The 23,638-nt window shown below is 39.4% G+C and carries 22 protein-coding genes and 1 tRNA gene; 1 reads left to right on the top strand and 22 read right to left on the bottom strand.

Annotated features, from left to right (window positions below):
• The 22 genes from IV73_RS05065 to IV73_RS04965 form a co-directional block, all read right to left on the bottom strand.
• The coding region (locus IV73_RS05065) for a MucBP domain-containing protein (RefSeq protein WP_162258966.1) at positions 1-1,337 on the bottom strand (1,337 nt) is incomplete at its 3' end.
• 401 nt (positions 1,338-1,738) lie between these two features.
• Positions 1,739-1,810, bottom strand: a tRNA-Gln gene (locus IV73_RS05060).
• Between the two features lie 69 nt (positions 1,811-1,879).
• A complete protein-coding gene (gene gloA2 / locus IV73_RS05055) occupies positions 1,880-2,266 on the bottom strand; it encodes an SMU1112c/YaeR family gloxylase I-like metalloprotein (protein ID WP_201781086.1) in 387 nt (128 codons plus the stop codon).
• Between the two features lie 42 nt (positions 2,267-2,308).
• A complete protein-coding gene (locus tag IV73_RS05050) occupies positions 2,309-2,566 on the bottom strand; it encodes a hypothetical protein (RefSeq protein WP_157049546.1) in 258 nt (85 codons plus the stop codon).
• A 68-nt stretch (positions 2,567-2,634) separates the two neighbouring features.
• Complete coding sequence (locus IV73_RS05045) at positions 2,635-3,225, bottom strand: ATP-dependent Clp protease proteolytic subunit (protein ID WP_057755710.1); 591 nt, start codon at positions 3,223-3,225, stop codon at positions 2,635-2,637.
• 62 nt (positions 3,226-3,287) lie between these two features.
• The gene (whiA, locus tag IV73_RS05040) at positions 3,288-4,244 is read right to left on the bottom strand and encodes a DNA-binding protein WhiA (protein WP_057755708.1); all 957 of its coding nucleotides are present in this window, start codon (positions 4,242-4,244) and stop codon (positions 3,288-3,290) included.
• Between the two features lie 38 nt (positions 4,245-4,282).
• Positions 4,283-5,296 carry a gluconeogenesis factor YvcK family protein gene (locus tag IV73_RS05035; protein ID WP_057755706.1) on the bottom strand — a complete coding sequence of 338 codons (1,014 nt, stop codon included), beginning with the start codon at positions 5,294-5,296 and terminating at the stop codon, positions 4,283-4,285.
• Positions 5,293-6,192 (bottom strand): RNase adapter RapZ, encoded by a 900-nt coding sequence (gene rapZ / locus IV73_RS05030; protein ID WP_201781085.1) that lies wholly within the window; start codon positions 6,190-6,192, stop codon positions 5,293-5,295. The genes IV73_RS05035 and rapZ overlap by 4 nt, the downstream gene beginning before the upstream one ends.
• Before the next feature lie 114 nt (positions 6,193-6,306).
• The gene (locus tag IV73_RS05025) at positions 6,307-7,707 is read right to left on the bottom strand and encodes an Nramp family divalent metal transporter (RefSeq protein WP_420806362.1); all 1,401 of its coding nucleotides are present in this window, start codon (positions 7,705-7,707) and stop codon (positions 6,307-6,309) included.
• 406 nt (positions 7,708-8,113) lie between these two features.
• Positions 8,114-8,587 (bottom strand): universal stress protein, encoded by a 474-nt coding sequence (locus tag IV73_RS05015; protein WP_057755696.1) that lies wholly within the window; start codon positions 8,585-8,587, stop codon positions 8,114-8,116.
• Between the two features lie 56 nt (positions 8,588-8,643).
• Positions 8,644-10,032, bottom strand: coding sequence for an Nramp family divalent metal transporter (locus IV73_RS05010; RefSeq protein WP_057755693.1), 1,389 nt, complete (start codon positions 10,030-10,032; stop codon positions 8,644-8,646).
• A 480-nt stretch (positions 10,033-10,512) separates the two neighbouring features.
• The gene (locus IV73_RS05005) at positions 10,513-11,661 is read right to left on the bottom strand and encodes a D-alanine--D-alanine ligase family protein (RefSeq protein WP_057755691.1); all 1,149 of its coding nucleotides are present in this window, start codon (positions 11,659-11,661) and stop codon (positions 10,513-10,515) included.
• A gap of 62 nt (positions 11,662-11,723) precedes the next feature.
• Positions 11,724-12,707 carry a DUF2785 domain-containing protein gene (locus IV73_RS05000; protein WP_057755689.1) on the bottom strand — a complete coding sequence of 328 codons (984 nt, stop codon included), beginning with the start codon at positions 12,705-12,707 and terminating at the stop codon, positions 11,724-11,726.
• A 163-nt stretch (positions 12,708-12,870) separates the two neighbouring features.
• The gene (locus IV73_RS04995; protein ID WP_057755680.1) at positions 12,871-14,703 is read right to left on the bottom strand and encodes an APC family permease; all 1,833 of its coding nucleotides are present in this window, start codon (positions 14,701-14,703) and stop codon (positions 12,871-12,873) included.
• Positions 14,704-15,033: 330 nt separating this feature from the next.
• A complete protein-coding gene (locus IV73_RS06680; RefSeq protein WP_162258965.1) occupies positions 15,034-15,150 on the bottom strand; it encodes a putative metal homeostasis protein in 117 nt (38 codons plus the stop codon).
• A 123-nt stretch (positions 15,151-15,273) separates the two neighbouring features.
• Positions 15,274-18,126, bottom strand: coding sequence for an excinuclease ABC subunit UvrA (uvrA, locus tag IV73_RS04990; protein ID WP_057755669.1), 2,853 nt, complete (start codon positions 18,124-18,126; stop codon positions 15,274-15,276).
• Between the two features lie 214 nt (positions 18,127-18,340).
• Complete coding sequence (locus IV73_RS04985) at positions 18,341-18,661, bottom strand: hypothetical protein (RefSeq protein ID WP_057755667.1); 321 nt, start codon at positions 18,659-18,661, stop codon at positions 18,341-18,343.
• 34 nt (positions 18,662-18,695) lie between these two features.
• Positions 18,696-19,082 (bottom strand): hypothetical protein, encoded by a 387-nt coding sequence (locus IV73_RS04980; protein WP_057755665.1) that lies wholly within the window; start codon positions 19,080-19,082, stop codon positions 18,696-18,698.
• Between the two features lie 215 nt (positions 19,083-19,297).
• Complete coding sequence (locus tag IV73_RS04975) at positions 19,298-19,786, bottom strand: TatD family hydrolase (protein ID WP_083485555.1); 489 nt, start codon at positions 19,784-19,786, stop codon at positions 19,298-19,300.
• Positions 19,787-19,797: 11 nt separating this feature from the next.
• Entirely contained in the window at positions 19,798-19,995 is a 198-nt protein-coding gene (locus IV73_RS06535) for a hypothetical protein (protein WP_083485554.1), read from the bottom strand.
• Between the two features lie 75 nt (positions 19,996-20,070).
• On the bottom strand, positions 20,071-21,576 hold the full coding sequence (gene xylB / locus IV73_RS04970) for a xylulokinase (RefSeq protein WP_057755663.1): 1,506 nt from the start codon (positions 21,574-21,576) through the stop codon (positions 20,071-20,073).
• Between the two features lie 285 nt (positions 21,577-21,861).
• Positions 21,862-22,344 carry a sigma-70 RNA polymerase sigma factor region 4 domain-containing protein gene (locus IV73_RS04965; protein WP_057755661.1) on the bottom strand — a complete coding sequence of 161 codons (483 nt, stop codon included), beginning with the start codon at positions 22,342-22,344 and terminating at the stop codon, positions 21,862-21,864.
• Positions 22,345-22,555: 211 nt separating this feature from the next.
• Between IV73_RS04965 and IV73_RS04960 the strand changes: the two genes are divergently transcribed.
• Entirely contained in the window at positions 22,556-23,317 is a 762-nt protein-coding gene (locus tag IV73_RS04960) for a (S)-acetoin forming diacetyl reductase (protein WP_057755658.1), read from the top strand.
• Positions 23,318-23,638 lie beyond the last annotated feature (321 nt).

Genomic DNA, 23,638 nt, shown 5'->3' with positions numbered 1-23,638 from the left:
GTAAATTTACCACTTTCGTTACCATCTTTTGCTTCTGCAAAGATATATCCTGGAATAGTCTTCTCATCTGCTTTATAAGAGTCACCTACATTACCTCGTAAGACTTCTGAATTAGCCAGGCTATTCCCCTCTTCATCTACATAATTAACATTAACAATTTTCAATTCATCTTCTTTAACCGTCTTATAATAAGAATAACCAGAATATAGAAGTGTATTCCCATTAGCATAAGAATGACGCTTGTAATTACCACTTTCGTCCATATAACTAGCATAGCTGACAATATATCCAGGTACCTGACTATAATCTATATAGTTATTAATGGTATAGATACCATTTTTACCATTGATAGGTCCGTAATTCATACCCTCTTTGTGATCGGAAGTATTCCAAGTATAGATGTCATCAGTCAGTCTAGTACCATCAATTCCCTTAATTTGAGAATTAAATGATATATTTTTAGCCCCTTCTTTTAACGTAATTGGCGAATCATTAAAAATATTATACTGGTTAGTTGCCGATAATTGAATATTTTTAAATTTATTAAAATAAGTAAAGTCACTAATGGCTTGTGCGTTTAAATTAATTAAAGAGGTTCCCTTGTTGATTACCTCTGAAAATAATGGATCAAGCTCTTTTATCTGTTCGTTTGTTAAACCATCTTTATTTTGTGTACTATCATATCCAGCACTCAGTTCCAGACCACTATACAATCCACCATCAACTACATTAATACTATTTAACGCTTTAATATCTTCGCTTGTCCACTTCCCATCCTTATCAATAGAAAGCCCCCACTTCAAATTCAAGTTACTTATCGGCTTTAATGAAACATTAGGCTTAAGTCTAAGACTTAATTCTACAGGGATATTAGATGGTAAATTTTTTAACGCCTCAAGTCCTTCTAAAGAACTAAATTCAATTGAATCAGCAAAAATATTTTGAATAGGTAGATAATTTCCACTAAAGTTTTTAATGTCGTCTAAAGTTACATAATTTTGACTGCTAGGTATATGTAATGCCTTAATAACTATTTTTTCAAGATTAGCATCAGCAAATTTAATATGTTCTGAATCCGCAACGGGCTTAACAGAAGTCTTTTCCGTTTTATCCCTGTCTGGAGATACACCATCCTCTTTTACATTGGACGTATTATACAATTCAGAAGATTTATTTTTATCTCCTAATTTTTGGCTATCTCTTTGGTTGTCAGAATGTTCTACACTTTCCAAAGGTTGTGATAACTTGGTATTATTTTGATCGTCAGCCAAAGCTACTAATGGGTTAACCAAACCTAAAACTGTAGTACTTATTAATAAATATTTACCGACCTTCATATTATGTTACTCCTATTCTTATATATAATATTTATCTTCATATACAGTTATAATATAGCATCATTAAATACAATTATTCTTTTGTTTTTGTAAATTAAAATACATTTTTTTCGACAAAAAAGGTGCTTAATGTTACTTATTTTATTTGACTTTTTTAAACACGCTTTAATGATTTTTAGCGATATCAAAATAATTGAAAAATAAATAAAAAAATCGCCTTAACAGTTAGCTAAGACGAACATGCCAGCAGGCAAACTTAATTTTTTGAGCACACTAACGAGCACACTCTAACACATTTTTAAGCACGATTTAGGTTATATCTAACGATACCTATTACCGGTTAAATCGTTGATAAAACTTAAAAGTGACATCTATTAACAGCTGTATATATAGCCGTTTAGCTGGGTATGCTGGATTCGAACCAGCGCATGCTAGTACCAGAAACTAGTGCCTTACCGCTTGGCTAATACCCAATCAATGTAATTAATTATACACTGATTAATTTTTGGTTTCAAGCTTTTTTATGCCAAAACAGCCTAATCCTATTCGTGCAACTCCAACGGTTGATCATCTGGGTCAAAGAAAAAAGTCATCGGCCGTTGCGTTACGTCATCCAAGCGAACTGGCTCATATTTAATTCCGATTCGGTCAAATTCTTGCAAAACATCAGCTAAACTGTCGACTTTAAACGCTAAATGCCGTAATCCCAATGCTTCGGGGTAACTAGGACGCGTAGGAAAATTATCAGCAATGAAAATTTCTAATTCCTGATTACCCATCTGCAAATCCAGCTTTACATCGTGTTTATTTAAGCGAACAGTTTCTCGAATCACCTTAAACCCCAATAAATCGACATAAAAGTGCCGAGTCGCCTCATAATTTGAAGCGTTCAAAGCAATATGATGAATTAAGCCTAAGTTCAATGCCATTATTCAAACTCCCATAATCATAAGTAACCCTTTTAAACACGACTATTCTGCATCCAGATCATTTAAAATAGTCAACAATACCTTTGCATCTTCCAAATGACGTAAACCAACATAAACATCTTGATACGTGGAAGATTCAAAAGCACCTCGATTTTGATCTAACAAAACTTGATATAATTGATTATTTTTCAATAATTGTCCTAATTGTCCCCACGTTAATGGTTGTTGTGGCCGATCGCTTGCGACAATTAAAAGATGTTCCCCATTATCTGGCTCTGCCATAACTTTATACTGTCTCATCGCTCCCTCACTTCCATTATTATAAGAAAAGAGCGCCGTCATACCCTGACCGCAGCTCCCCCTAGTTTTTATCGATCACTTGACTTGGTTAAAATCTTATCAACCAATCCATACTCAAGCGACTCATCAGCATCTAGCCAGTGATCCCGCTCGATATCTTCATTGACACGCTCCAAAGATTGACCAGAATTATCGGCCAAAACTTGTGCTAAGCGCTTCCGAGTCTTAAAGATTTGCTCATAAGCTATCTTCATCTCAGTTTCTTGTCCTTGCGTTCCGCCCATTGGTTGGTGAATTAAAAATTCAGAATTAGGCAACATGAAACGCTTACCACGTGCCCCAGAAGAGGCCAAAATTGACGCCATAGAAGCAGCCAATCCAACTACGATAGTTTGAACATCTGCGTGCACAAAGTTCATCGTGTCATAAATTGACATTCCGGCCACAACTTCGCCACCAGGTGAATCAATGTACATATAAATATCCTTATCTGGGTCCTGGGCATCCAAGAATAAGAGTTGTGCTTTAATAGTCGCTGCCATCGCCGAATTAATTTCACCTGTCAGCATAATAATCCGATCGATTAACAAACGTGAATAAATATCATATGAACGCTCCCCGCGGGCAGACTGTTCAATAACATATGGAATTGGATTCATTCTTAAATTGCCTCCTAAATTATGTAACCTATATTCTATATTTTATCTTCGATTAGGTCAAACTATTTTATATTTTTAGGTAATTGACCGCCCGTCCGTAAAGTCTCAGCTAAGACTGAAAGCTTACGGAGGCGATGGTTTACCCCAGATTTTGTAATCGTGCCGGATTGTACATATTGACCCAGTTCGGATAAAGGATCATCACGATGGGCCAGACGAATTTCTGCAATTTCTCGTAATTTTGGCGGCAAACGGTCTAAGCCCAATTCCTCATCCAAAAATTCAATATCCTGTACTTGTTTTTGACTAGCGCTCACAGTTTTATCAATATTAGCATTCTCCGCATTGACCAAACGATTCACCGAATTACGCATATCACGCATCACCCGAATATCTTCGAATTTTAACATTGCCATCGTCGCACCCATCAGATTCAAAAGATCGACGATTTTGTCTGCTTCTTTTAAATAAACGATGTATCCTGAACGGCGCTCGACAATCTTAGGTCTTAATTTAAATACATCAATTAATTCAGCAATTTGTTGCGCTTGCTCCTCATACAAAGAATAAATCTCTAAATGATACCGCGAAGTTTCAGGGTTATTCACAGAACCGGCGGCCAAAAATGCTCCCCTTAAATACGAACGAATCATCCCCTCATCTGCTAACCAACTCACATCAACCGTGGTCGTGATTTCACCATTTTCAAAAATATGCAAATCATTTAACAACGCATTAACATCTTGGTTGATATGCACTACATATAAATTGTTTTTCTTTAATTTCATCTGACGGCGCACTGAAATTTCAGCTACCACATCATAGAACTTTTGCAGTAAAGATAAAATACGCCGTGCTGTCGCCGCATTTTCCGTCTGTACGCTTAGAGTCCATTGCATGTTGCTTAAACCTAGCGCACCATTCATCCGAATCAATGCTGACAATTCTGCCTTCGCATTTGTCGCTTTCGTGATTTCAAGCATCGTTAATTCTTTTTTCACATCACTTGCAAACGACATCTTATCTTGTACCCCTCTAAATTTTAGCAATTATTGTTCTAACCATTATTTCGTGCATCTTCTTCAATTTGATACAATAAATCAGCCAATTTATTAGCATCATGAAAGACTCCATCATCACGTAAATCCATCAAATCACCCATAATCGGTACCGCTCCTAATTTGCGCACCTCGTCAGGATCTGATTTGACTTGATGCGAAATTTCATTCCAGCGCTGCCAATCGATATAGTCTTCTGGCACTTTACCTGTGTTCATAATCACCGCATCAATCGCTTGCTCACCTAATTGGCGATTAATTACCTTAACATGATCGCTGTCAGAGAAATCATCCGTTTCACCCTTTTGCGTCATAATATTAGAAATATAAACAATTTTCGCCTGCGTGACGCGCAAAGCTGCGGCCACATTGGGAACACTTATATTCGGTAAAATACTAGTGTATAACGAGCCCGGGCCTAATACAACTACATCCGCACCTAAAATCGCATTAATCACATCCGAATCAGCTAAAGGCGAATTCCCGGCGGTATTTTCCACCCAAATAGAATCGATTGCCTTATGAGCGGCGGTTATTTCCGCCTCACCCCGCAACACCGTGCCATCTTTAAACCGAGCAATCAAATTCAGTGGCTCATTCACTACGGGATAAACATGGCCTTGCACGCCCATCATGGTTGATAGTTTTTGAATAGCTTCAGAAATATCACCGTTTTTTTCAGCTAAAGCGGCAATCATCAAATTACCAATGGTATGATGCGCTAAAAAGCCTGCATCATTTGAAAAACGATATTGGAATAGATCCAAGAAATCTTGGGAAGCATTCGATAAAACGGCCAACACGTTGCGGATATCACCAGGTGGAACCATCCGAAGATAATCTCTTAGCGTCCCGGATGAACCACCATCGTCAGCCACCGTAATAATTGCCGTTAAATCAAGCGGATAGCGTCGGAGTCCACACAATAAGACTGATTGACCTGTGCCACCGCCAATCACCACAATTTTCCCAGGTGCTGGTGGGGTTTCAAAATATCCTTGTTCTTCACTCATACGCGAACCCCATTATCTTTACGCCGTGTTAAATCACGATGATATTCTGAGACCTGCCCATTTAGCGCCAAATCTTGAGCCAGACGGTGCGCAAATGCGACCGAACGATGTTGCCCACCTGTACATCCAAACGCAATCGTCAACGTCGATCTACCTTCACTTTTATAACGTGGTAAAGCCCATTTTAAAACATCGGCTTCCTTTTGGTAAAATTCATCAGCGCCATCGGACTTCCAGACATAATCCGCCACTGGTTGATCTAGCCCCGTCAAATCACGTAAATGAATATCATAATAAGGATTATCCAAGAAACGAACATCAATCACTAAATCGGCGTCCAATGGAGCCCCATACTTAAAGCCAAAACTCATGACTTGAACTTTAAACAAATTGGCTTGAGCTTTGGCATCACCATAGTGGGCTAAAATATATTTACGCAATTCCCGCGGACCAAACTTAGAAGTATTCACGACATCAGTTGCTAAACGCTTAATACCCGCAAGTATTTCTCGTTCGTGTTCAATATCATCAAGCGTCCCAGAACCTAAGCTCAATGGGTGATGACGTCGAGTTTCTTTATAACGAGCCACCAGTTCTTCATCATCTGCTTCTAAGAAAAGAATCCGCAATTGATACGCTTGATCTTCATTCGTATCTTCCATCTTTTGGATAACCGGCTTTAAATCAGTAAATAATTGTTCTGAACGCAAATCAATGACAACGGCCGCATTCATTTGTTCGGGCTTATGCAACAAAAGATCCCAATAAGCTGGTAACATGTCTGCTGGTAAATTGTCAGTAGTAAAGTAATTTAAATCCTCAAATGCCCGCATCGCAACTGTTTTACCAGCCCCAGACATTCCTGTAATTACAACTAGCTCTGGTTTTTCCATCATTGCCTCCCTGAACTCATTTCTTACAATTATACCAATTTAAACCTAACACCGTCTATAAATTCCTCAAAAAGGGCCAGTACCCGTCAGCACTAACCCCTTAAGTCTAATTTATCTTCAGGCCATCCCGGGCAACACCATCCCCAAGATTAATTTCATATTTAGAACCGTTAAAATTACAAAAACAATCCAAGCAACAATAACCATCCACCGCGGATTAGCAAATTCAGCGCCCATAATTTTTTTAGATGACGTGAAATAAATTAACGGTGCCATCGCAAATGGCAAAGCCAGGGACAAAAAGACCTGCGAATATACTAAAAGCTGGTCCAATTTCCGCTCATTTCCACCGTAAATAATGGTAAAAGCCAGAACTGGTAACAACGCCAGCCCACGTGTTACGACTCTTCGCAACCATAGTGGTACTTTCAAATGTAAGAACCCCTGCATCACCACTTCACCTGTCAATGTTCCTGTAATTGTTGAATTTTGCCCAGATGCAAGTAAAGCAACAGCAAACAAAGTTGATAAGACCGGTGACGCAACCGCACCAGCTATTTGATTATTTTTCAAAGCATTATACATATCACCAAAGCCACCCACTTGATCGGCATGACCAAAAAATAATGCTGCTCCTAAAATTAAAAGCATTGAATTAATCACAAAGGCTACTGATAGCTGTAAATTAGAATCCCAGGTCATAAAACGCACGGCCTCTTTTAAAGCCTTGGGATCATCACGATTAATTTTACGTGTTTGAGCCACCGATGAATGTAAATAAAGATTATGCGGCATGACTGTCGCCCCAATAATTCCAAGCGTCATCATCATCCGGGATTCACCACCTGGCAATGTACTTGGAGTATTATCAAAAGCCGCTAGAGATGGTACGTACCCTGTCAACGTCGCTGCCCAATCTGGTTTAGAGATTACCACTAAATACCCAAAAATCAACAGGATAGTGACAATCAAGGTCATAACAATTGCTTCAATCTTACGAAAACCAAATTTCATCAATAATAAGAGCAACACCACATCAAATGCTGTAGTAAATACAGACAAAATCATCGACCATCCAAATAATAAATGCAACGCAATCGCTCCACCAATGACCTCCGCAATATCGGTGGCCATCAAAGCGAGCTCCGTGATAATCCATAAAACAATTCCCATTCGCTGGCTTGTATGTTTCCGTGTCGCCTGAGCTAAATCTTCTTGCTTAACGATTCCTAACTTCCCCGCCATATATTGTAAAATCATAGCGATAATGGATGAAAGTAATACTACCGAAAGCAAAATATAATGGTATTGCGCACCTCCACCAACCGACGTCACCCAATTGCCTGGATCCATATAACCGACGGCCACTAACGCTCCCGGCCCCGAAAACAAGGCCAATTTCCGCCAAAAGCTTTGTGCGCCATCCGTTTCAATTGAACTATTCACTTCACCCAAACTCAAATCGCTTGTCGCGGGTTCGTACAAGCGCTGTTTTTTCAAAAACTTTAACATTCCCATCTCCCCACTTTATTGTCAAATGCCTTCAATCCTTCTTCAGCGTTCAAGATATGTCTGCAGATCGTTTGGTACCACTCAGTTGGCGTTCCTTTAACCGGTCAATAAAAAAGCTGAATTAAGCTAAATATAATTCATAAAGCCGTCCAAAAGTTTCAAATTTTGAACCTTTATGAATGATAACTAACGTCATATCTCTTACTGCATTTATTTTTACGTGTCTCACATTAAAAGTCAATGTATAAAATGAGGAATTTATGTGAAAATTATTTTCCATCCTATCTACGCCCGCGACGCCATTCTTAGGTTCATCCATAATTTTGAAGAATATTGCTGCTGTCATTATCAATCCATCACAATAAAAAAAGGCTGAGATACCCAAATCTCAGCCTTTTATATAAATTAATTTTTAATGACGGTATAGTTGCCGAGCCACCATTACTGATACCCGGGCATGCCTTGAAACATAAGTCGCTTGTGAACCCAACGAATCCCAGAAGCCTTCCCGAGAGTGTGCTCCAACGATAATTAAGTCTGCTTGAACTTCTGGTGCAATTTCATGCACTAAAATATCGCCGGCTTTAGAACCATCTTCAAAGACGGTTTGAACATCCTTAACCCCTTTTGAGAGTGCAAACTCACGATAACGCTTCAAATTTTCTTCATACTCGACCCGCTTAGCCTTCACCGCTGTTAAGGACATAGCTTCAATCGTCGATAGATCGCCCATTTCCAAAATGGTGGCAATCACTAATTTTGAATCATCTTCACGCGCTTGATGCACCGCGTTTACCAAGGCAAAATAACCTTGCTCAGATTCATCAACCCCAACTAAAATTGTTTTAAATTGGTTTGGTTCAATGTTTAAGTCCAGTTTACTCATAGTATCTCTCCTGACCGCTTTAAGCTAATGTAAACGTTTACCGTTTTATTATACCATTAGAATAATGGGGCGATAATCCCCCAGCATAGTTGTAGATTCAAAACTGTTAAGATAGCAAAGATAATCCAAGCTACCACTGTCATCCACTTCGGATTAACGAATTCTTCACCCATCACCTTTTTAGATGATGTGAAATAAATCAACGGAGCCATCGCAAATGGCAAGGCCACGGACAAGAAGACTTGTGAATAAATCAAAAGCTGATCTAACTTATTTTCATTTCCACCGTAAATCAAAGTAAAGGCGATGACGGGCGCCAATGCCAAACCACGCGTTACAACGCGCCGAAGCCACATTGGTACCTTCAAGTGCAAGAATCCTTGCATGATCACTTCACCAGTCAAAGTTCCCGTAATCGTTGAATTTTGTCCTGAAGCTAGCAAAGCCACCGCAAACAAAGTTGACAAAACTGGTGAAGCCACGGCCCCAGCGATGGTATTATCTTGAAGTGCATGATACATAGCACCAAAAGTTCCAACTTGGTCAGCATGTCCATAGAACAAAGATGCCCCAAGCACTAACAATAATGAATTAATAATGAAAGCTAATGTTAATTGAATATTTGAATCCCAAGCAGTAAATTTAACTGCTTCTTTTAACTCTTGCTGGTCATCTCGATCCACTTTACGCGTTTGTGAAATCGAAGAATGTAGGTACAAATTATGGGGCATAACGGTCGCTCCAATAATTCCCAACGTCATCATCAAGCGTGAATCACCACCCCCAACGGCTGGCGTGTTATCTAAAACTTGTAGTTTGGGTAAATAACCTGCAAACATTGCTGACAAATCAGGCTGTGACAAAACGACCAAGTATGTGAAAATAACTAAAATAGTTAAGATTAACGTCATAACAATTGCTTCAATTTTGCGGAAGCCAAACTTCATCAACAACAGCAACAAGACAACATCCAAAGCAGTTGTCAAAACTGAGGCAATCATTGACCAGCCAAAGAGCAAGTGCAACGCAATTGCTCCTCCAATCACTTCAGCAATATCCGTCGCCATCAAAGCCAGCTCAGTAATGAACCACAAGATAATCCCACCCGTCTTAGTCGTCCGGTCGCGTGTCGCTTGTGCCAAGTCTTCTTGCGTAACAATTCCAAGCTTCCCAGCCATGTATTGTAATAACATCGCAATCAATGATGAGATGAGGACGATTGATAAGAGCACATAATGATATTGTGCTCCTCCGCCAACTGACGTAACCCAGTTTCCCGGATCCATATAACCCACTGCCACTAAGGCACCAGGTCCTGAAAATGCGGCCAGTTTATGCCAGAATGAACCGGTCTTAGGTGTTTCAATGGTCCCATTGACTTCATCTAAGCTCAATTCATTCTCAGCATCCTCAATTAAGTGACGCTTTTCGTTCGCTTCGACCATACAAAATCTCCTTTTCGGCTCTTTTGAGATAACACTATCTCTAAGCCTATTAAATTTTTAATGTCAAGAAGTGAGGAGCGAGTTCTACCGGTTGCGCGTCTAACCTGTCTGATATATTTTGTCGTTGCCTCAAGTATCAGTCTTTTTTGAAAACATGATTAAATACAATTCATAAAGGATTTCATTCAACATTTTATGTTAAAAGCTTATGAATAATACCTAACTCGCGCCCACCCCTCTGGACTCATATATTGTCTATCTTATTAGATAGAAAGTCAATATTATTTTTAAGCTCTATTTAATGTAAGCGTCAACAATGTATACTAGCCTTCATAATTATTTTTTTAAATTAATTATTAAAAATTTCAGCTGAATATCATTAAATTAACATCAGAACTTAGTACCCTTATTTTCAATATCAATGAACGATTTAAATATAAAAGCAGCCTGTCTTAAACAAGCTGCTTTTATCTATTTTAATTAATCTTTAACGTCGGCGTTATACTTTTTTTCGCCCACACGCTCTTCCCCCAGCGAGACGAAATCATATGACAACTTTGCATTCCGCTCAAACTCAGCTAGACCATAATTAATAATTTCATCAATTAATTCCGAATAACCCAAGCCTGATACTTGCCACATTTGTGGATACAACGAAATATTTGTAAAGCCCGGCAATGTATTGGGTTCACCCAAATAAGGAACACCGTCGGCATCCAACATAAAGTCCATCCGTGTCAATCCCACTAAGCCCAGTGCTTGATAAGCCTTCAATGCCATTGACTCAACTTCAGCGACCGTTTCAGCTGGTAGTTCAGCTGGTAGTTCAAAGACCATTCCTGAGGCATCCACGAACTTATTGTTGTAGTCGTACCATTCATCATTTTCAGGAAGCACAATCCCCCCGATTTTTGAAACGCGGGGCTGTTCATTTCCCAAAACAGAAATAAAAACTTCACGCGGACGATTAAGACCGGCTTCAACTAAGACTTTATAATCATATTGTAATGCATCTTGCAAACCACGTTGATATTCCGCTTCATTCGTCACACGTGAAATTCCAACCGAAGAACCTTGCTTGGCTGCCTTCACAAACAAGACATCACTCTGCAAACGCTCTTGTAATTGCGCAAAGGTGTAATCGTCTTGGGTTTGATCCGTCAACAATACATAATCCGTATTGCGGATGCCGGCTTGATTCAAAATTCGCTTCGTCAAATCTTTATCAAACGCCATGGCTGACGCTGATGTTCCAGCCCCAATAAAAGGTTTTTGCAATAGTCGGAACAACGCTTGGAGGGTTCCATCTTCCCCTAAATTACCATGGACAACGGGATAAAATAAATCAATTGACTCCATCTCACCCAAATTTTGAATAGGAGCTAAGGGGTTATTCAAATCTAACTCTTTCATGGCCGCTTCGACGATCGTATCTTCATCTTCACCTTCAAACACGCGCCATGAATCTTGGGGATTCATAATATAACCCGCTTTTGAAATTAGAAAAATTGTAACATTATATTTTTCCTTATCCATAGCATCATAGATATTATGGGCGGAGCGCTTTGAAACATCATGTTCTGAGGAATTCCCCCCAAACAACATGGCGATATTCAGTTTCTTTGTCATATCCAAATCTCCTGTCGATTTTTTATTACATTTTACCCTAATATCTAATCCTAGGATAGTCCTCAAGCTAAAAATTCACTAATTTGCTCCAAATATTCATGAATAGCGACCGGCGCTGTCCGTTGTAAAATAATGGCCCCCATCAAATGTGATCGATTATAATGCTGCACCCACACCGCGCGTGATTCATTTTCTTGTAAAGCACGCATCATTTCAGGACGCCATTGCTTTAGTTGTGTCAAAAGATAGTTTTCATATATCGAATCTAAATTGGCCAAATTAATCAGATACCGGGCAATATTGCCTGATTCACCCATTGTTAAGCTATCTTTTAATTGCTTGATTCTTTCCATCAAAATTGTTTCTAATAAAATTTTATCTGCGCGATCAATCTCATCTAAAGCGACAATCATATCTAAAAGCTGACTAATGTGGGTAAATGCCAAGGCCCAGCCTTGTGGTTCTAAATATCCCCGCCCATCTTGTTCAAAAGCAACATAGACCGCCACTTGTTGCACCAAACGTTCACGCCGCTCCAAGTTTAAATAACTAACCTTTTGCCGTTTCGCCGCAATCAAAACCGATGCCAACAGACGCACAGCATACGATCGACCAAAGACTGCTTGATTATGCGGTTCGTCAATATGAGCAAATAAAATTTCATCCTGTAACAAATAATCAAATAACCAGGCTTGTAATTCTTCATTGGCCAATCCTTCTTGGAGCCACTCATTTAGTGTGCTAAAGACTGCCTGCTCTCGTAATTCAAAATCAGTTGATTGCAGGCCGGGCAAAAGCATCTTCAAAGAAACTATTGTGATTTGGGTTGGATCAGTATCCAATGCTTGTTGAAACTGGTCAACTGCTTGCCAAACATCCTGTTCATCATCTGTACTGGGCAAGTTGACCGGTTGACGCGGTACCACCGTCAAACTTTCTAACACCGCCCTAACTTCTAACCCTAACGAGGAAAAAAGTTCACCTTCATGCACTTGTTCACGCAATTCTTCGATGACGTAACGTACATTATCTATGCGATAATCCATCTTGTGCTCCTCTCGTATTCCTTAAATCAAACTATTAATTGAACTTACCACTCTCGCTAAACCTTTGTAAAGCTTCGTTCAACTACGCCGTTTCTTAAAAATAAACAAAAAAGAGAGAGAAACATTTTTAATTTCTCTCACTTCATTAATCAATAATCAATTTTTACTCAGCTAAATGGAAATAATATGTGGCAACTGTAACATCACGTGTGGCCAACGCAGCCTTCAAACGTAAACTATTTTGGTTATGCAAGGCATTTTGCCATGAAGCATGCGGAATAAATTGCGGAATTAAGACCGTTAACGACCGATTACGCTCTTTGGACCCCCGTGAAAGTTCATCCACGAAACGCAATGCGGGAACCGTAATCGAACGATATGATGTGTGTACATCCACATAACGTACGTCCGGGAATTCTCGCTTAAATTCATTACTCAAGCGTTGCTCACGTTCGGGATTTGAATCAAATGAAACATGCAAAGCCATGACATTATCCCCAATTGATTTCGCGTAGTCAACGGCCTCAGCGGTGACTTTAGTTAAATTAGAAACTAAAATTAAAACATCGGCGCCATCATAATGATGCCGTTTAATCGGCTCCTTAGATAAGACCCGTAATTGTTTCCCAATTTTACGATAGTGTCCGCGAATGGTAAAGAAAATATACAACAAGACTGGCATAATCACTAAGTACGGCCAAACATTTGTAAAGCGCAAAGCAAACAATGTCAGAACCAAAATTGCTGAAATTGCTGCTCCAATGAAATTAATCACGGCTTTAGCGATCCAGTGTCCCTCACGTTCACGCCACCAGTGAATAATCATCCCTGATTGTGACAGGGTAAATGGTACGAAGACCCCCACGGCATACAAGGGAATTAGAGCTTCCGTTGACCCTTTAAAAATCATAATAAGCACAATTGAACCTAATGCCAAAGAAATGATTCCATTCGAGTAGCCTAATCGATCCCCTTTGTCTAAATAAATATGGGGCATAAATTTATCTTTAGCCAGATTAAAAGCTAATTGTGGAAAGGCTGAAAATCCGGTATTAGCAGCCACCGCTAAAATAGCAGCTGTTGAAATTTGGAAAATATAATACAGCGTTCCGTGACCAAAGACTCCTTCGGCAATTTGTGCCAAAACGGTCTCTTCATTGCTTGGTCGAATTCCTAACCAGTATGACAAGAAGGTCACACCACCAAAGAAGACGGCCAAAATGACAGCCATCATGACCAAAGTTTTAGCAGCATTATTAGCTTTGGGTTCCTTAAAATTAGGCACTGCATTGGAAATGGCTTCAACTCCGGTCAATGAAGAAGAACCACTAGAGAAAGCCCGCATGACCAAAACTAATGATAAGCCACTAAAACTTGTTCCAACCGCTGATGGCGCTTGGAAATCAACATTCCCTGTCGCAATATTGTAGAGACCATAGGCAATCATCCCCATCATCATTAAAATGAAAGCATACACGGGGATGGTCAAAAAGCTCGCCGATTCGCGAACGCCTCGTAGATTAATCCCCGTCAACAATAATACTAACAACACCGCAATTGGCACTGAATATTTATGAACTCCCGGAATAGCCGACGTAATCGCAGCCGTTCCAGAAGTTACTGAAACCGCCACCGTTAACATATAATCAACTAAAAGCGAACCACCCGCCACTAAGCCGGGCGTTTGGCCCCAATTTTTAGAGGTAACTAAATAAGCACCTCCACCCGATGGATAGGCATGAATAATTTGCCGATATGATAGTGTAATTGCCCCTAATAGTACTAGTACTAACAAGGCGATAGGAATTTGCAACCACAAAGCAACCGACCCCACCGCAATTAATGCTGTGGTAATTTGCTCAGTTCCATATGCGACTGATGATAGCGCGTCTGACGACAATAACGCCAAGGCTTTCCCCCGACTTAAATGCTGCGAACCTTCATCTAAAGTTTTTAATGGTTTCCCAATCAATAAACGCTTCAAATAGCGCCACATAATTCCATCTCCTTGTTTCCATATTCTATATCATTCCTAAGCTTACAGCTTGTTATTGTAGTCTTTTTACATTGCTTTGTCTATGAGATTCCAGAACATATTTTCGAACTAAAATTTTATAAAAAAGCTAAGCTTAAAAATTAAGGCTCCCTTATCATAACAAGTTTAATTTTAATTGCAACCTATTGATTTTTTTCATCAAAAATTCCACAAAAAAAGGCCGTAGCTCATGCCACGAACCTTTTATGTTTTTAAGCATCAAAAGTAAAAATATCAACAACTAGCAATCACTGTTCTTAGCCCAACATTTCCGATGCTTAGTGTTTTTAATTACTTGCGACTTTGTTTCCGCGCATCATGCAAAGCTTTTAAAGCTCGCTTCCGAGTTTTAATATTTGGGCTACGCATCTTCCGCCGTGCACTCGCAACATCCATTCTTTCTGTCATAATTAGATCTCCTATTTGTTTAAATTTAAGCAAAAAGGGACGGGTTCCAAAAACAAACCTAGCAATCCTTTACTTACAAGTAGTAAGTATACACCTAAAGCGCCTTTTTATCAAGCTAAGCTCCTACTTATCAGTTTGTTGGGCTCGCTTTAAATCACGTTTCATCAACGGTCCTAAGTATTGTCCCGTATATGACTTTTTCGTCTTAGCGATTTTTTCTGGGGTTCCGGCCACCAAAATTTTACCACCACCTTGACCACCTTCTGGTCCTAAATCAATCACCCAATCCGCCGTTTTAATCACATCCAGATTGTGTTCAATCACTAAGACCGTATTCCCACTATCCACTAAGCGCTGTAACACTGCCAACAAACGGGAGATGTCATCCACGTGCAAACCAGTTGTTGGCTCATCAAGAATATAAATCGTCTTTCCCGTTGAACGTCGTTGCAATTCGGAAGCCAACTTCATACGTTGCGCTTCACCACCAGAAAGCGTGGTAGCTGCTTGACCTAATTGAACGTATCCCAATCCAACATCCACAATCGTTTGAAGCTTCCGCCGAATTTTAGGAATAGCATTGAAGAAGTCCAAAGCTTGTTCAGCCGTTAAATCTAAGACTTCCGCAATATTTAAGCCACGGTACGTAACTTCTAAAGTCTCAGAATTAAAGCGAGTTCCACCACAAACTTCACAATTAACATAGACATCTGGCAAAAAGTTCATTTCAATTTTAATGACACCATCACCCTTACATGCTTCACAACGTCCCCCTTTGGTGTTAAATGAGAAACGCCCCTTCTTATACCCCCGCATTTTAGCTTCATTTGTTTGCGCGAATAGTTCACGAATATCATCAAAAACGCCCGTATAAGTCGCTGGATTAGACCGTGGAGTCCGTCCAATTGGGCTTTGATCAATATCAACGATTTTATCAAGTTGTTCCCAACCGATTAATTCTTTATAGGCGCCAGGTTTTTCAGTGTTCCGATTAATTTCTCGTTTAAGCGCCTTCTTCAAAACCGCATTGACCAAGGATGACTTTCCAGAACCAGAAACCCCTGTAACCGTGGTAAACGTCCCCAATGGAATATCAACATCAATATTTTTTAAATTATTCTCCGTAGCACCCTTCACCGTTAAGAACTTACCATTCCCTGAACGTCGCATTTTTGGAACAGGGATAAATTTCTCACCATTTAGATACTTTCCTGTCAATGAATTGGGATTATGGCGCACTTCATCAGGAGTTCCATAGGCCATGATTTCACCACCATGTTCACCTGCACCGGGTCCCACATCAATCAAATAATCCGCTGCCAACATGGTATCTTCATCATGTTCAACCACAATAAGTGTATTTCCCAAATCACGCATTTGATTTAATGATGCGATTAGACGATTATTGTCGCGCTGATGTAACCCAATTGAAGGCTCGTCTAAAACATACATCACCCCTGATAAATTCGACCCAATCTGTGTGGCTAAGCGAATCCGTTGCGCTTCACCACCGGAAAGTGTCCGTGCTGAACGAGACAATGTTAAATAATCTAAGCCCACATTTTTTAAAAAGCTCAACCGATCTTTAATTTCTTTTAAAATGGGACGCGCAATTTCGGCATCCTGTTCACCAAAATCAACCTTTTCAAAAAAGGCTAACTCTTCATCAATCGGCAATTCAGAGACTTGTCCAATATGTTTGCCATTGATTTTGACAGATAAGGCCCCCGGATTTAAACGGTAACCATGACAAGCATTACATGGTAAAGCAGTCATGTATTGCCGCATAACTTCCCGGGTGAAATCTGAAGATGACTCTTTATAACGTCGGTTAATATTATTGATAACGCCTTCAAATTCGGTGTCAATGTCTCGTACGCCTCCAAAATCATTTTGATAATGGAAATGGAAGGTCTTTTCACCGGCCCCGGATAGTACCAATTCTTTTTGTTGATTGGTCAAATCCCGATATGGAACATCCATGGGAATATCATATTGTTCGGCAAATTGCCGAAGCATCTCAGGATAATACTTTGAAGAGATTGGATTCCATGCTGCAATCGCACCTTGCTCCAAGGTTAAGGTCTGATCTGGTACAACTAAGTCCAAATCAACTTCAACTTTGACCCCTAAACCGCCACAAATTTCACACGCTCCCATGGGGGCATTAAATGAAAATAGCGCAGGGCTCAGCTTCCCAACCCCAAATTCTTTTAAGGCTCCAGTATAATGATCAGAAAATTGCAAGGTCAGTCCATCTACTACGGCCACTCCGACTACGCCATCCGCTAATTTCAATGACGCTTCAAATGATTCAAAGAGACGCGTCCGTGATGATTCGCGTAGTACAATCCGATCAACAACAATTGAAATATCATGATATTTATTTTTATCTAATTTCAAATCATCGGAAACATCATGCATTTCACCGTCAACTAAGATTCGGATATACCCTTCCTTTTGAATCCGTTCAAAAATCGAAGCATGTGAACCACGCTTATGTCGAATCACTGGTGCCAAAATTTGTAATTTGCTACCTTCTGCCAGTTCATCATTTAAAACATTTAACATTTGATCAATCGAAGGTTTAATAATCGTTCCATCCGCCGGCGCATCTGGCTGACCTACTCGCGCATATAACAGCCGATAATAATCATTGATTTCAGTCACCGTCCCCACAGTTGACCGGGGGTTTTTAGAAGTCGTCTTCTGGTCAATCGAAATCGCTGGGCTCAAGCCATCAATCGAATCAACGTCGGGCTTATCCGCTTGACCCAAAAATTGGCGAGCATACGATGACAGACTCTCTACATATCTTCGTTGCCCTTCCGCATATAAAGTGTCAAAGGCCAGCGAACTTTTCCCCGAGCCTGAAAGACCAGTCATGACCACGAATTTATCGCGCGGGATTTTGACGTCGACATTCTTTAAATTATGAGTCCTTGCTCCATGAATTGTAATCCATTCACTGACCATATTTACACCTCTTCCTTTTCTTATATATTCATATTATAGCAAATTTTACCAAAAGTTAAATGAAACCTAATTATTATTCGCTTTAATCCAAAACAATCCAGTTTAGACTAAACCTTCTTCTAACTATTTTTAAATATTGCGCTTTTATTCAAAATAGTTAAATACGATCAAACAAAAAACTACTAAGACTGTCTTCACAGAATTAGTAGCTTAATTAATTATTTTTTAAATATTGCGCAATATCGTATTCGCCTTTATACACAAGAGGATGAAAAACATCAAGCAAAGACCAATAGGCCACAATGAAAAAGACGATTAAGAAATGCCAACCCACGACACCGACCGCATTACCATATACATTTGTATATGTGTTAATTAAACGCCCTTTAACAATGAAAATAATGACTTCTTCGACAAAAATAATTAAGGCTGTCAGGGCCAACGCTGCAAAAAACACCATCACAATCATTAATAAAATTGAAGCGATATTTTCTAAACTACGCCGCAAAATACTTTTATGAATGGGGTTATGCATCATTGTTCTCCTTAACTCTAAAAAATTTCTTTCATTATAGTAATAATTCAAATTCTAAGTTATTATATTGGTCGCGCTCCCGAATTTGGCGATAACCAAATTCTTGTTCATGTCGGGCCAAAAGAGCTGTCTCCCAGATGATCTTTTCCGCACTATCCGCAAACATGGCCTCTTTCAAACGATTAATTAATGCCAAAATTTGCTTCCCTGCTTCAGCCGTCATTGAAGTATAAGCTCGTTCATCGTTCCCATATTTTTTCGACGTCCGCTTCAAAGTAACGTTTAAAACCTGCCGCGTATAGGCTGGATTGCGGTTCAAGCGCACACTAAAATTAATATGATTATAATGTCCATCACGGCTATATTGCAGTAACATTGCTAAAAATTCTTCAGCATTAACCTTTTCGTCTTTTTTTGCCATCTTGATTCCTCTAATTATCTTATGCCCAGGACGCATGATTTTTAACCTGGTCTTGATTTTTTAACATTCAAGTTTCATTTTATCACGAAATTACGAATTCTTTCGCCAATTTCTAAATTTAATTATCGCACTAGTTCATAGGTTCCCACCAATCAAAAAAGAAAGATTTTATTATGCCTTTTAACCTTTCCAGTTTCATGCTAATAATTCAATTTTTATTTTTCAAAAATGGCAACAGGCATCTGTTTCATTTGGGCAATGATATCCATATTCTGTTTTAATAAGGTAAGGTATTGATCAAAGGAGGCCTTCTGCCCAGCATAAGTCCACTCAATGCTGTCTATGCCATCGCTTTCAATGAGCAGTTGCTCAACGGGGGCTTTTTTAACAATTGCAGTGCTAACCGCATTCCCCATTAAATCAATCCCAATTGAAAACAAACACCCAGCCTGAATATATTCATCAATAGACTCCGCATCAGAATACCAATGTACTAAGAACTTTAAATCCGGATACGCTTTGATAATTTCAAACATTAATCGTTCTGTCCCCTCCGTGTGCAAAATTACGGGCTTTTGATTCTGCCGCGCAAACTCAAGCTGCTGAATTAAAACAGGTAGTTGTTGCGCTAATGTAATTTTAGTCCAGACCGTATCTAAACCAATTTCACCCACAATCGATGCTTGCAACAAATACGGTCTCATGGTTTCAAACTTTACCTGGTCCACTTCCAAGGATGAATTTCAGCCGATAACAATGAACTGTTGGCATCATGTTCCTGACGGTTTAACCATGCTTGATTAACGTTCCACTCCGCAACACTGTCGCAATTAACGATAGCTTGAATCTGATAATTTTTTTGAAAATTCAGTAAACCTGTTCGATCATTATGACAATGCGCATCAATTAACATCGCTTTACAACTCCTTTAATTCAATCATCCCCACATAAAACCTGACAAAATTTTTTCTTCCAATTAGAAGAACAATTATCCTTGCCGCCGATATGCTAACAACTGATGACTGATATCAACCGTCTGGGTATAAACTTGCCGATACATTTGATAAACTTGGGCGTACTTCTCAACATTCTCGGCCTTAGGCTCATAAACTTGACCAAAGCTAGCAAATGCCTGAGCTGCTTGCTCAACGCTCTCAAACCAACCAAGACCAACAGCTGCTAAAATAGCCGCTCCCATTCCAGGACCTTGCTCATTTTCTAAAACAACTACCTTTTTATTAAAAATATCCGCTTGAATTTGCAACCAAAGGGCTGATTTAGCGCCACCCCCCGAAGCAATCACCGTATCAAATTGAGCTCCAGCATCTTCATAGATGGCAAAAATATCTTTAAATGAAAAAATAATGCCTTCTAGTACCGAGCGCACAAAGTCCGCACGTTGATGCATGGAATCAATTCCTAACCATGATCCACGAATATCCCCGTCGGCATATGGCGTTCGTTCCCCTACAATATACGGTGTAAATAATAATCCATGTGCTCCAATTGTTGATTGCTCAGCGCTCGCAACTAATTCTGTAAAATCTTCAGCAGGAGCAAAGGACCGTTTAAACCAATTTAATGAATGCCCAGCTGCTAAGGTCACACCCATCGAATAATACTTATTGGGGATAGCATGATTGAAAAAATGAATTTTTCCGTGATAATTAACCTCAGCATTCGCTTCATATTTTAAGACGACCCCTGAGGTCCCAATTGAAGACCAGACCATATTTGGCTTTAAAATAGCCGATCCGATAGCGCCGGCCGCATTATCGGCGGCTCCTCCAAAGACTTCCGTTGCCGTACTTAAGCCTGAAAAGAGAGCATATGATTCTGAAATATGCCCCGCTGATTGAATGCCCTGAATAATGGGTGGGAAAAACGAGGCAGGCAATTCAAAAGCTTGTTGAATTGCAGTAGACCATTGCCCTTTTTCAACGTCCAACATTACCGTCCCTGCTGCATCAGAAATCTCCATTTCTAATTGACCTGTCATCCGGTACCGCAAATAATCTTTTGGCGTTACAAATGTTTCAGCTGCTTCAAAAATTTGAGGTTCATTTTCTTTAACCCAGAGTATCTTGGGCAAAGTGAAGCCTTCCAGGGACCGATTACGGGTAATTTCAATAAAGTCATCCCCCATTTGATCGGAGATTTCTTGCGTTTGTTGACTTGTCCGTGTATCATTCCACAAAATGGCTGGCCGTAACACTTGCTTATTATGATCTAATAAGACCAGCCCGTGCATCTGCCCAGAATATGAAATTCCCTTAACAGCATCCGCTGAAATACCATCTTTTAAAATTAGTTCCACAATTGCGACCGTTGTACCATTTACCCAATCTTCGGGATTTTGTTCAGAAAATCCTGGGTGGGGCTGTGATAACGGATAATCAAATGAGCGTTGTGCTACAATTTTACCCTGACGATTAACCGCTGAAACTTTAACTGCTGAGGTTCCTAAGTCCACTCCTAAAACTAATTCTTCCATGCCTTTACTCCTATTCGTATCGACTGAATTATCTAAAAAGGGGCCGGACTATCTTATAGCCCAGTCCCTTTACTAATTATTTCATATTTAAAATAAAATTACTTATTAAATGTATCGCCTAAGACTGGATAAATGACATTTTAAACCTTTTATAAAAAATTAATATAACTACAACAAAGACCACACTACTTAGTTTTCTAATATAGGAGGAGCTTTTAATTCATTTTATTATCAATATGCTTTTGCATGATACAACATTAGTTTCATCATGCATAAACTAATTAACTATTTTTGCGTCCATTGTAGCCATTGAAATAGGTCACGTTGATGTCGTGTAAAAGTTGAAGCCGAAATTTTTAACCGTTGACAACGTTCCGTAATTTTAGCATCTGGATAAATCAACCAATCATGTAATATATTTTTTTGGTGACCAAGCGGTAACTCCTTCCAAAGCTGCCACAAAGTTATCATCAATTCACGATCAATCCCCATCGTATTAATTTGTTCACTCGGATTCCAAAAGCTTTGTAACTTTACATTTAACCTATCTATTCGTTGTTGCTTTCGCCCATAATCACAAATCACATTGCATAATATGCGAAATAAATACGAATTATTTTCAGAAGCTAACTGCGGATCTTTTTTCAATTCTTCGAAGATTCGCAACCGACAAATTTGTCGATAATCTTCATAATCTACCGAATGCGGGTAAATATGACGCGCTTTTAATACCCCACCAATTAGACGTTCAAATTCCATTATACGCATATCATCTCTCCTTAAGCTTGATATTACTAATAACGTTCTAGCACTCAATTTCTGTTCATTTTCTTTGAATTAAACCTTGCCGTTTCAACCAAAATTTACATATCATTTGTAATCGTTACCATTCTTGCCGTTGCTAGCTTATCATTAAAAATAGTAGTAGAATAGAGGTGTATTCTTATTAATGTTTTATCAACGCAGAAGGAGCAAAATTATGTCAAAAGTTGCTATTGTTACTGGGGCTGCCCAAGGAATTGGTCTAGCTATTGCTACGCGTCTATACCAAGATAATTTTAAAGTTGCACTAGTTGATTACAATATTGAAAAAGCTCAAGCTGCTGCTAAAAGTTTAGGTAATAACGCAATTGCCTTACAAGCGGACGTTTCCAAGCGTGATGAAGTCTTCAAGATGGTCCAGGCAACTGTTGATCATTTTGGCGATTTAACAGTACTCGTCAACAATGCTGGATTAGGCCCAACCACCCCCATTGATACTATTAGCGAAGAACAATTTAGAAATGTTTACGGCGTCAACGTCGGTGGTGTTTTATGGGGAACTCAAGCTGCTCACAAAGCCTTTAAAGAACTGGGTCATGGGGGTAAAATTATTAATGCTACCTCTCAAGCGGGGGTTGTCGGTAACCCTGAATTAGCTCTATATTCGGGCACAAAATTTGCAGTACGTGGAATTACACAGGTAACGGCTCGTGATTTGGCGGAAGAAAATATCACGGTGAATGCTTTTGCACCCGGAATTGTCAAAACACCAATGATGTTTGATATTGCGCACGAAGTTGGTCAAAATGCTGGTAAAGATGATGAATGGGGGATGCAACAATTTGCTAAAGACATTGCCATGAAGCGTTTGTCTGAGCCTGAGGACGTTGCCAATGTCGTCGCCTTTCTAGCTGGCCCAGATTCAGATTACATTACTGGTCAGACAATTATTGTTGATGGTGGAATGCAGTTCCATTAATAATATTTCTATTAGATATATTTTACATTTTTTGTTAAATATATAATTATACTAATAAAAAAGCGGTTTAAATAAAACCGCTTTTTCTTTATTTTATTTAACTAAAAACTTAAGCTGATTACCACTCAGTACAGCTACAATATCAATGTTCTGCATCAAAATCCTATGCATCGTGTCCTACTCCGTTACGAGCAATAAGTTTCCATTGGGATTGCAGCCATAATTTTTACCGTAAATGGTTGCGTCCCGATTAAATTCGCACCAACATCATGCCCTTCTTGCATCATTTGGTTGGCTTGATGCCCACTCCCATTAATAATT

Source organism: Weissella kandleri (assembly GCF_001438705.1).
GTDB lineage: Bacteria > Bacillota > Bacilli > Lactobacillales > Lactobacillaceae > Weissella > Weissella kandleri.
Note: the sequence above shows the minus strand (reverse complement) of the source record. Positions and strands in the feature narration are given on the sequence as shown.

Bases quoted from the DNA above. Each gene is read 5' to 3' on its own strand.
- gloA2 (WP_201781086.1), bottom strand. From the start codon at position 2,266: ATGGCATTGAACTTAGGCTTAATTCATCATATTGCTTTGAACGCTTCA.
- IV73_RS05050 (WP_157049546.1), bottom strand. From the start codon at position 2,566: ATGAGACAGTATAAAGTTATGGCAGAGCCAGATAATGGGGAACATCTT.
- IV73_RS05045 (WP_057755710.1), bottom strand. From the start codon at position 3,225: ATGAATCCAATTCCATATGTTATTGAACAGTCTGCCCGCGGGGAGCGT.
- whiA (WP_057755708.1), bottom strand. From the start codon at position 4,244: ATGTCGTTTGCAAGTGATGTGAAAAAAGAATTAACGATGCTTGAAATC.
- IV73_RS05035 (WP_057755706.1), bottom strand. From the start codon at position 5,296: ATGAGTGAAGAACAAGGATATTTTGAAACCCCACCAGCACCTGGGAAA.
- rapZ (WP_201781085.1), bottom strand. From the start codon at position 6,192: ATGATGGAAAAACCAGAGCTAGTTGTAATTACAGGAATGTCTGGGGCT.
- IV73_RS05025 (WP_420806362.1), bottom strand. From the start codon at position 7,707: ATGGGAATGTTAAAGTTTTTGAAAAAACAGCGCTTGTACGAACCCGCG.
- IV73_RS05015 (WP_057755696.1), bottom strand. From the start codon at position 8,587: ATGAGTAAACTGGACTTAAACATTGAACCAAACCAATTTAAAACAATT.
- IV73_RS05010 (WP_057755693.1), bottom strand. From the start codon at position 10,032: ATGGTCGAAGCGAACGAAAAGCGTCACTTAATTGAGGATGCTGAGAAT.
- IV73_RS05005 (WP_057755691.1), bottom strand. From the start codon at position 11,661: ATGACAAAGAAACTGAATATCGCCATGTTGTTTGGGGGGAATTCCTCA.
- IV73_RS05000 (WP_057755689.1), bottom strand. From the start codon at position 12,707: ATGGATTATCGCATAGATAATGTACGTTACGTCATCGAAGAATTGCGT.
- IV73_RS04995 (WP_057755680.1), bottom strand. From the start codon at position 14,703: ATGTGGCGCTATTTGAAGCGTTTATTGATTGGGAAACCATTAAAAACT.
- IV73_RS06680 (WP_162258965.1), bottom strand. From the start codon at position 15,150: ATGACAGAAAGAATGGATGTTGCGAGTGCACGGCGGAAGATGCGTAGC.
- uvrA (WP_057755669.1), bottom strand. From the start codon at position 18,126: ATGGTCAGTGAATGGATTACAATTCATGGAGCAAGGACTCATAATTTA.
- IV73_RS04985 (WP_057755667.1), bottom strand. From the start codon at position 18,661: ATGCATAACCCCATTCATAAAAGTATTTTGCGGCGTAGTTTAGAAAAT.
- IV73_RS04980 (WP_057755665.1), bottom strand. From the start codon at position 19,082: ATGGCAAAAAAAGACGAAAAGGTTAATGCTGAAGAATTTTTAGCAATG.
- IV73_RS04975 (WP_083485555.1), bottom strand. From the start codon at position 19,786: ATGAGACCGTATTTGTTGCAAGCATCGATTGTGGGTGAAATTGGTTTA.
- IV73_RS06535 (WP_083485554.1), bottom strand. From the start codon at position 19,995: ATGTTAATTGATGCGCATTGTCATAATGATCGAACAGGTTTACTGAAT.
- xylB (WP_057755663.1), bottom strand. From the start codon at position 21,576: ATGGAAGAATTAGTTTTAGGAGTGGACTTAGGAACCTCAGCAGTTAAA.
- IV73_RS04965 (WP_057755661.1), bottom strand. From the start codon at position 22,344: ATGCGTATAATGGAATTTGAACGTCTAATTGGTGGGGTATTAAAAGCG.
- IV73_RS04960 (WP_057755658.1), top strand. From the start codon at position 22,556: ATGTCAAAAGTTGCTATTGTTACTGGGGCTGCCCAAGGAATTGGTCTA.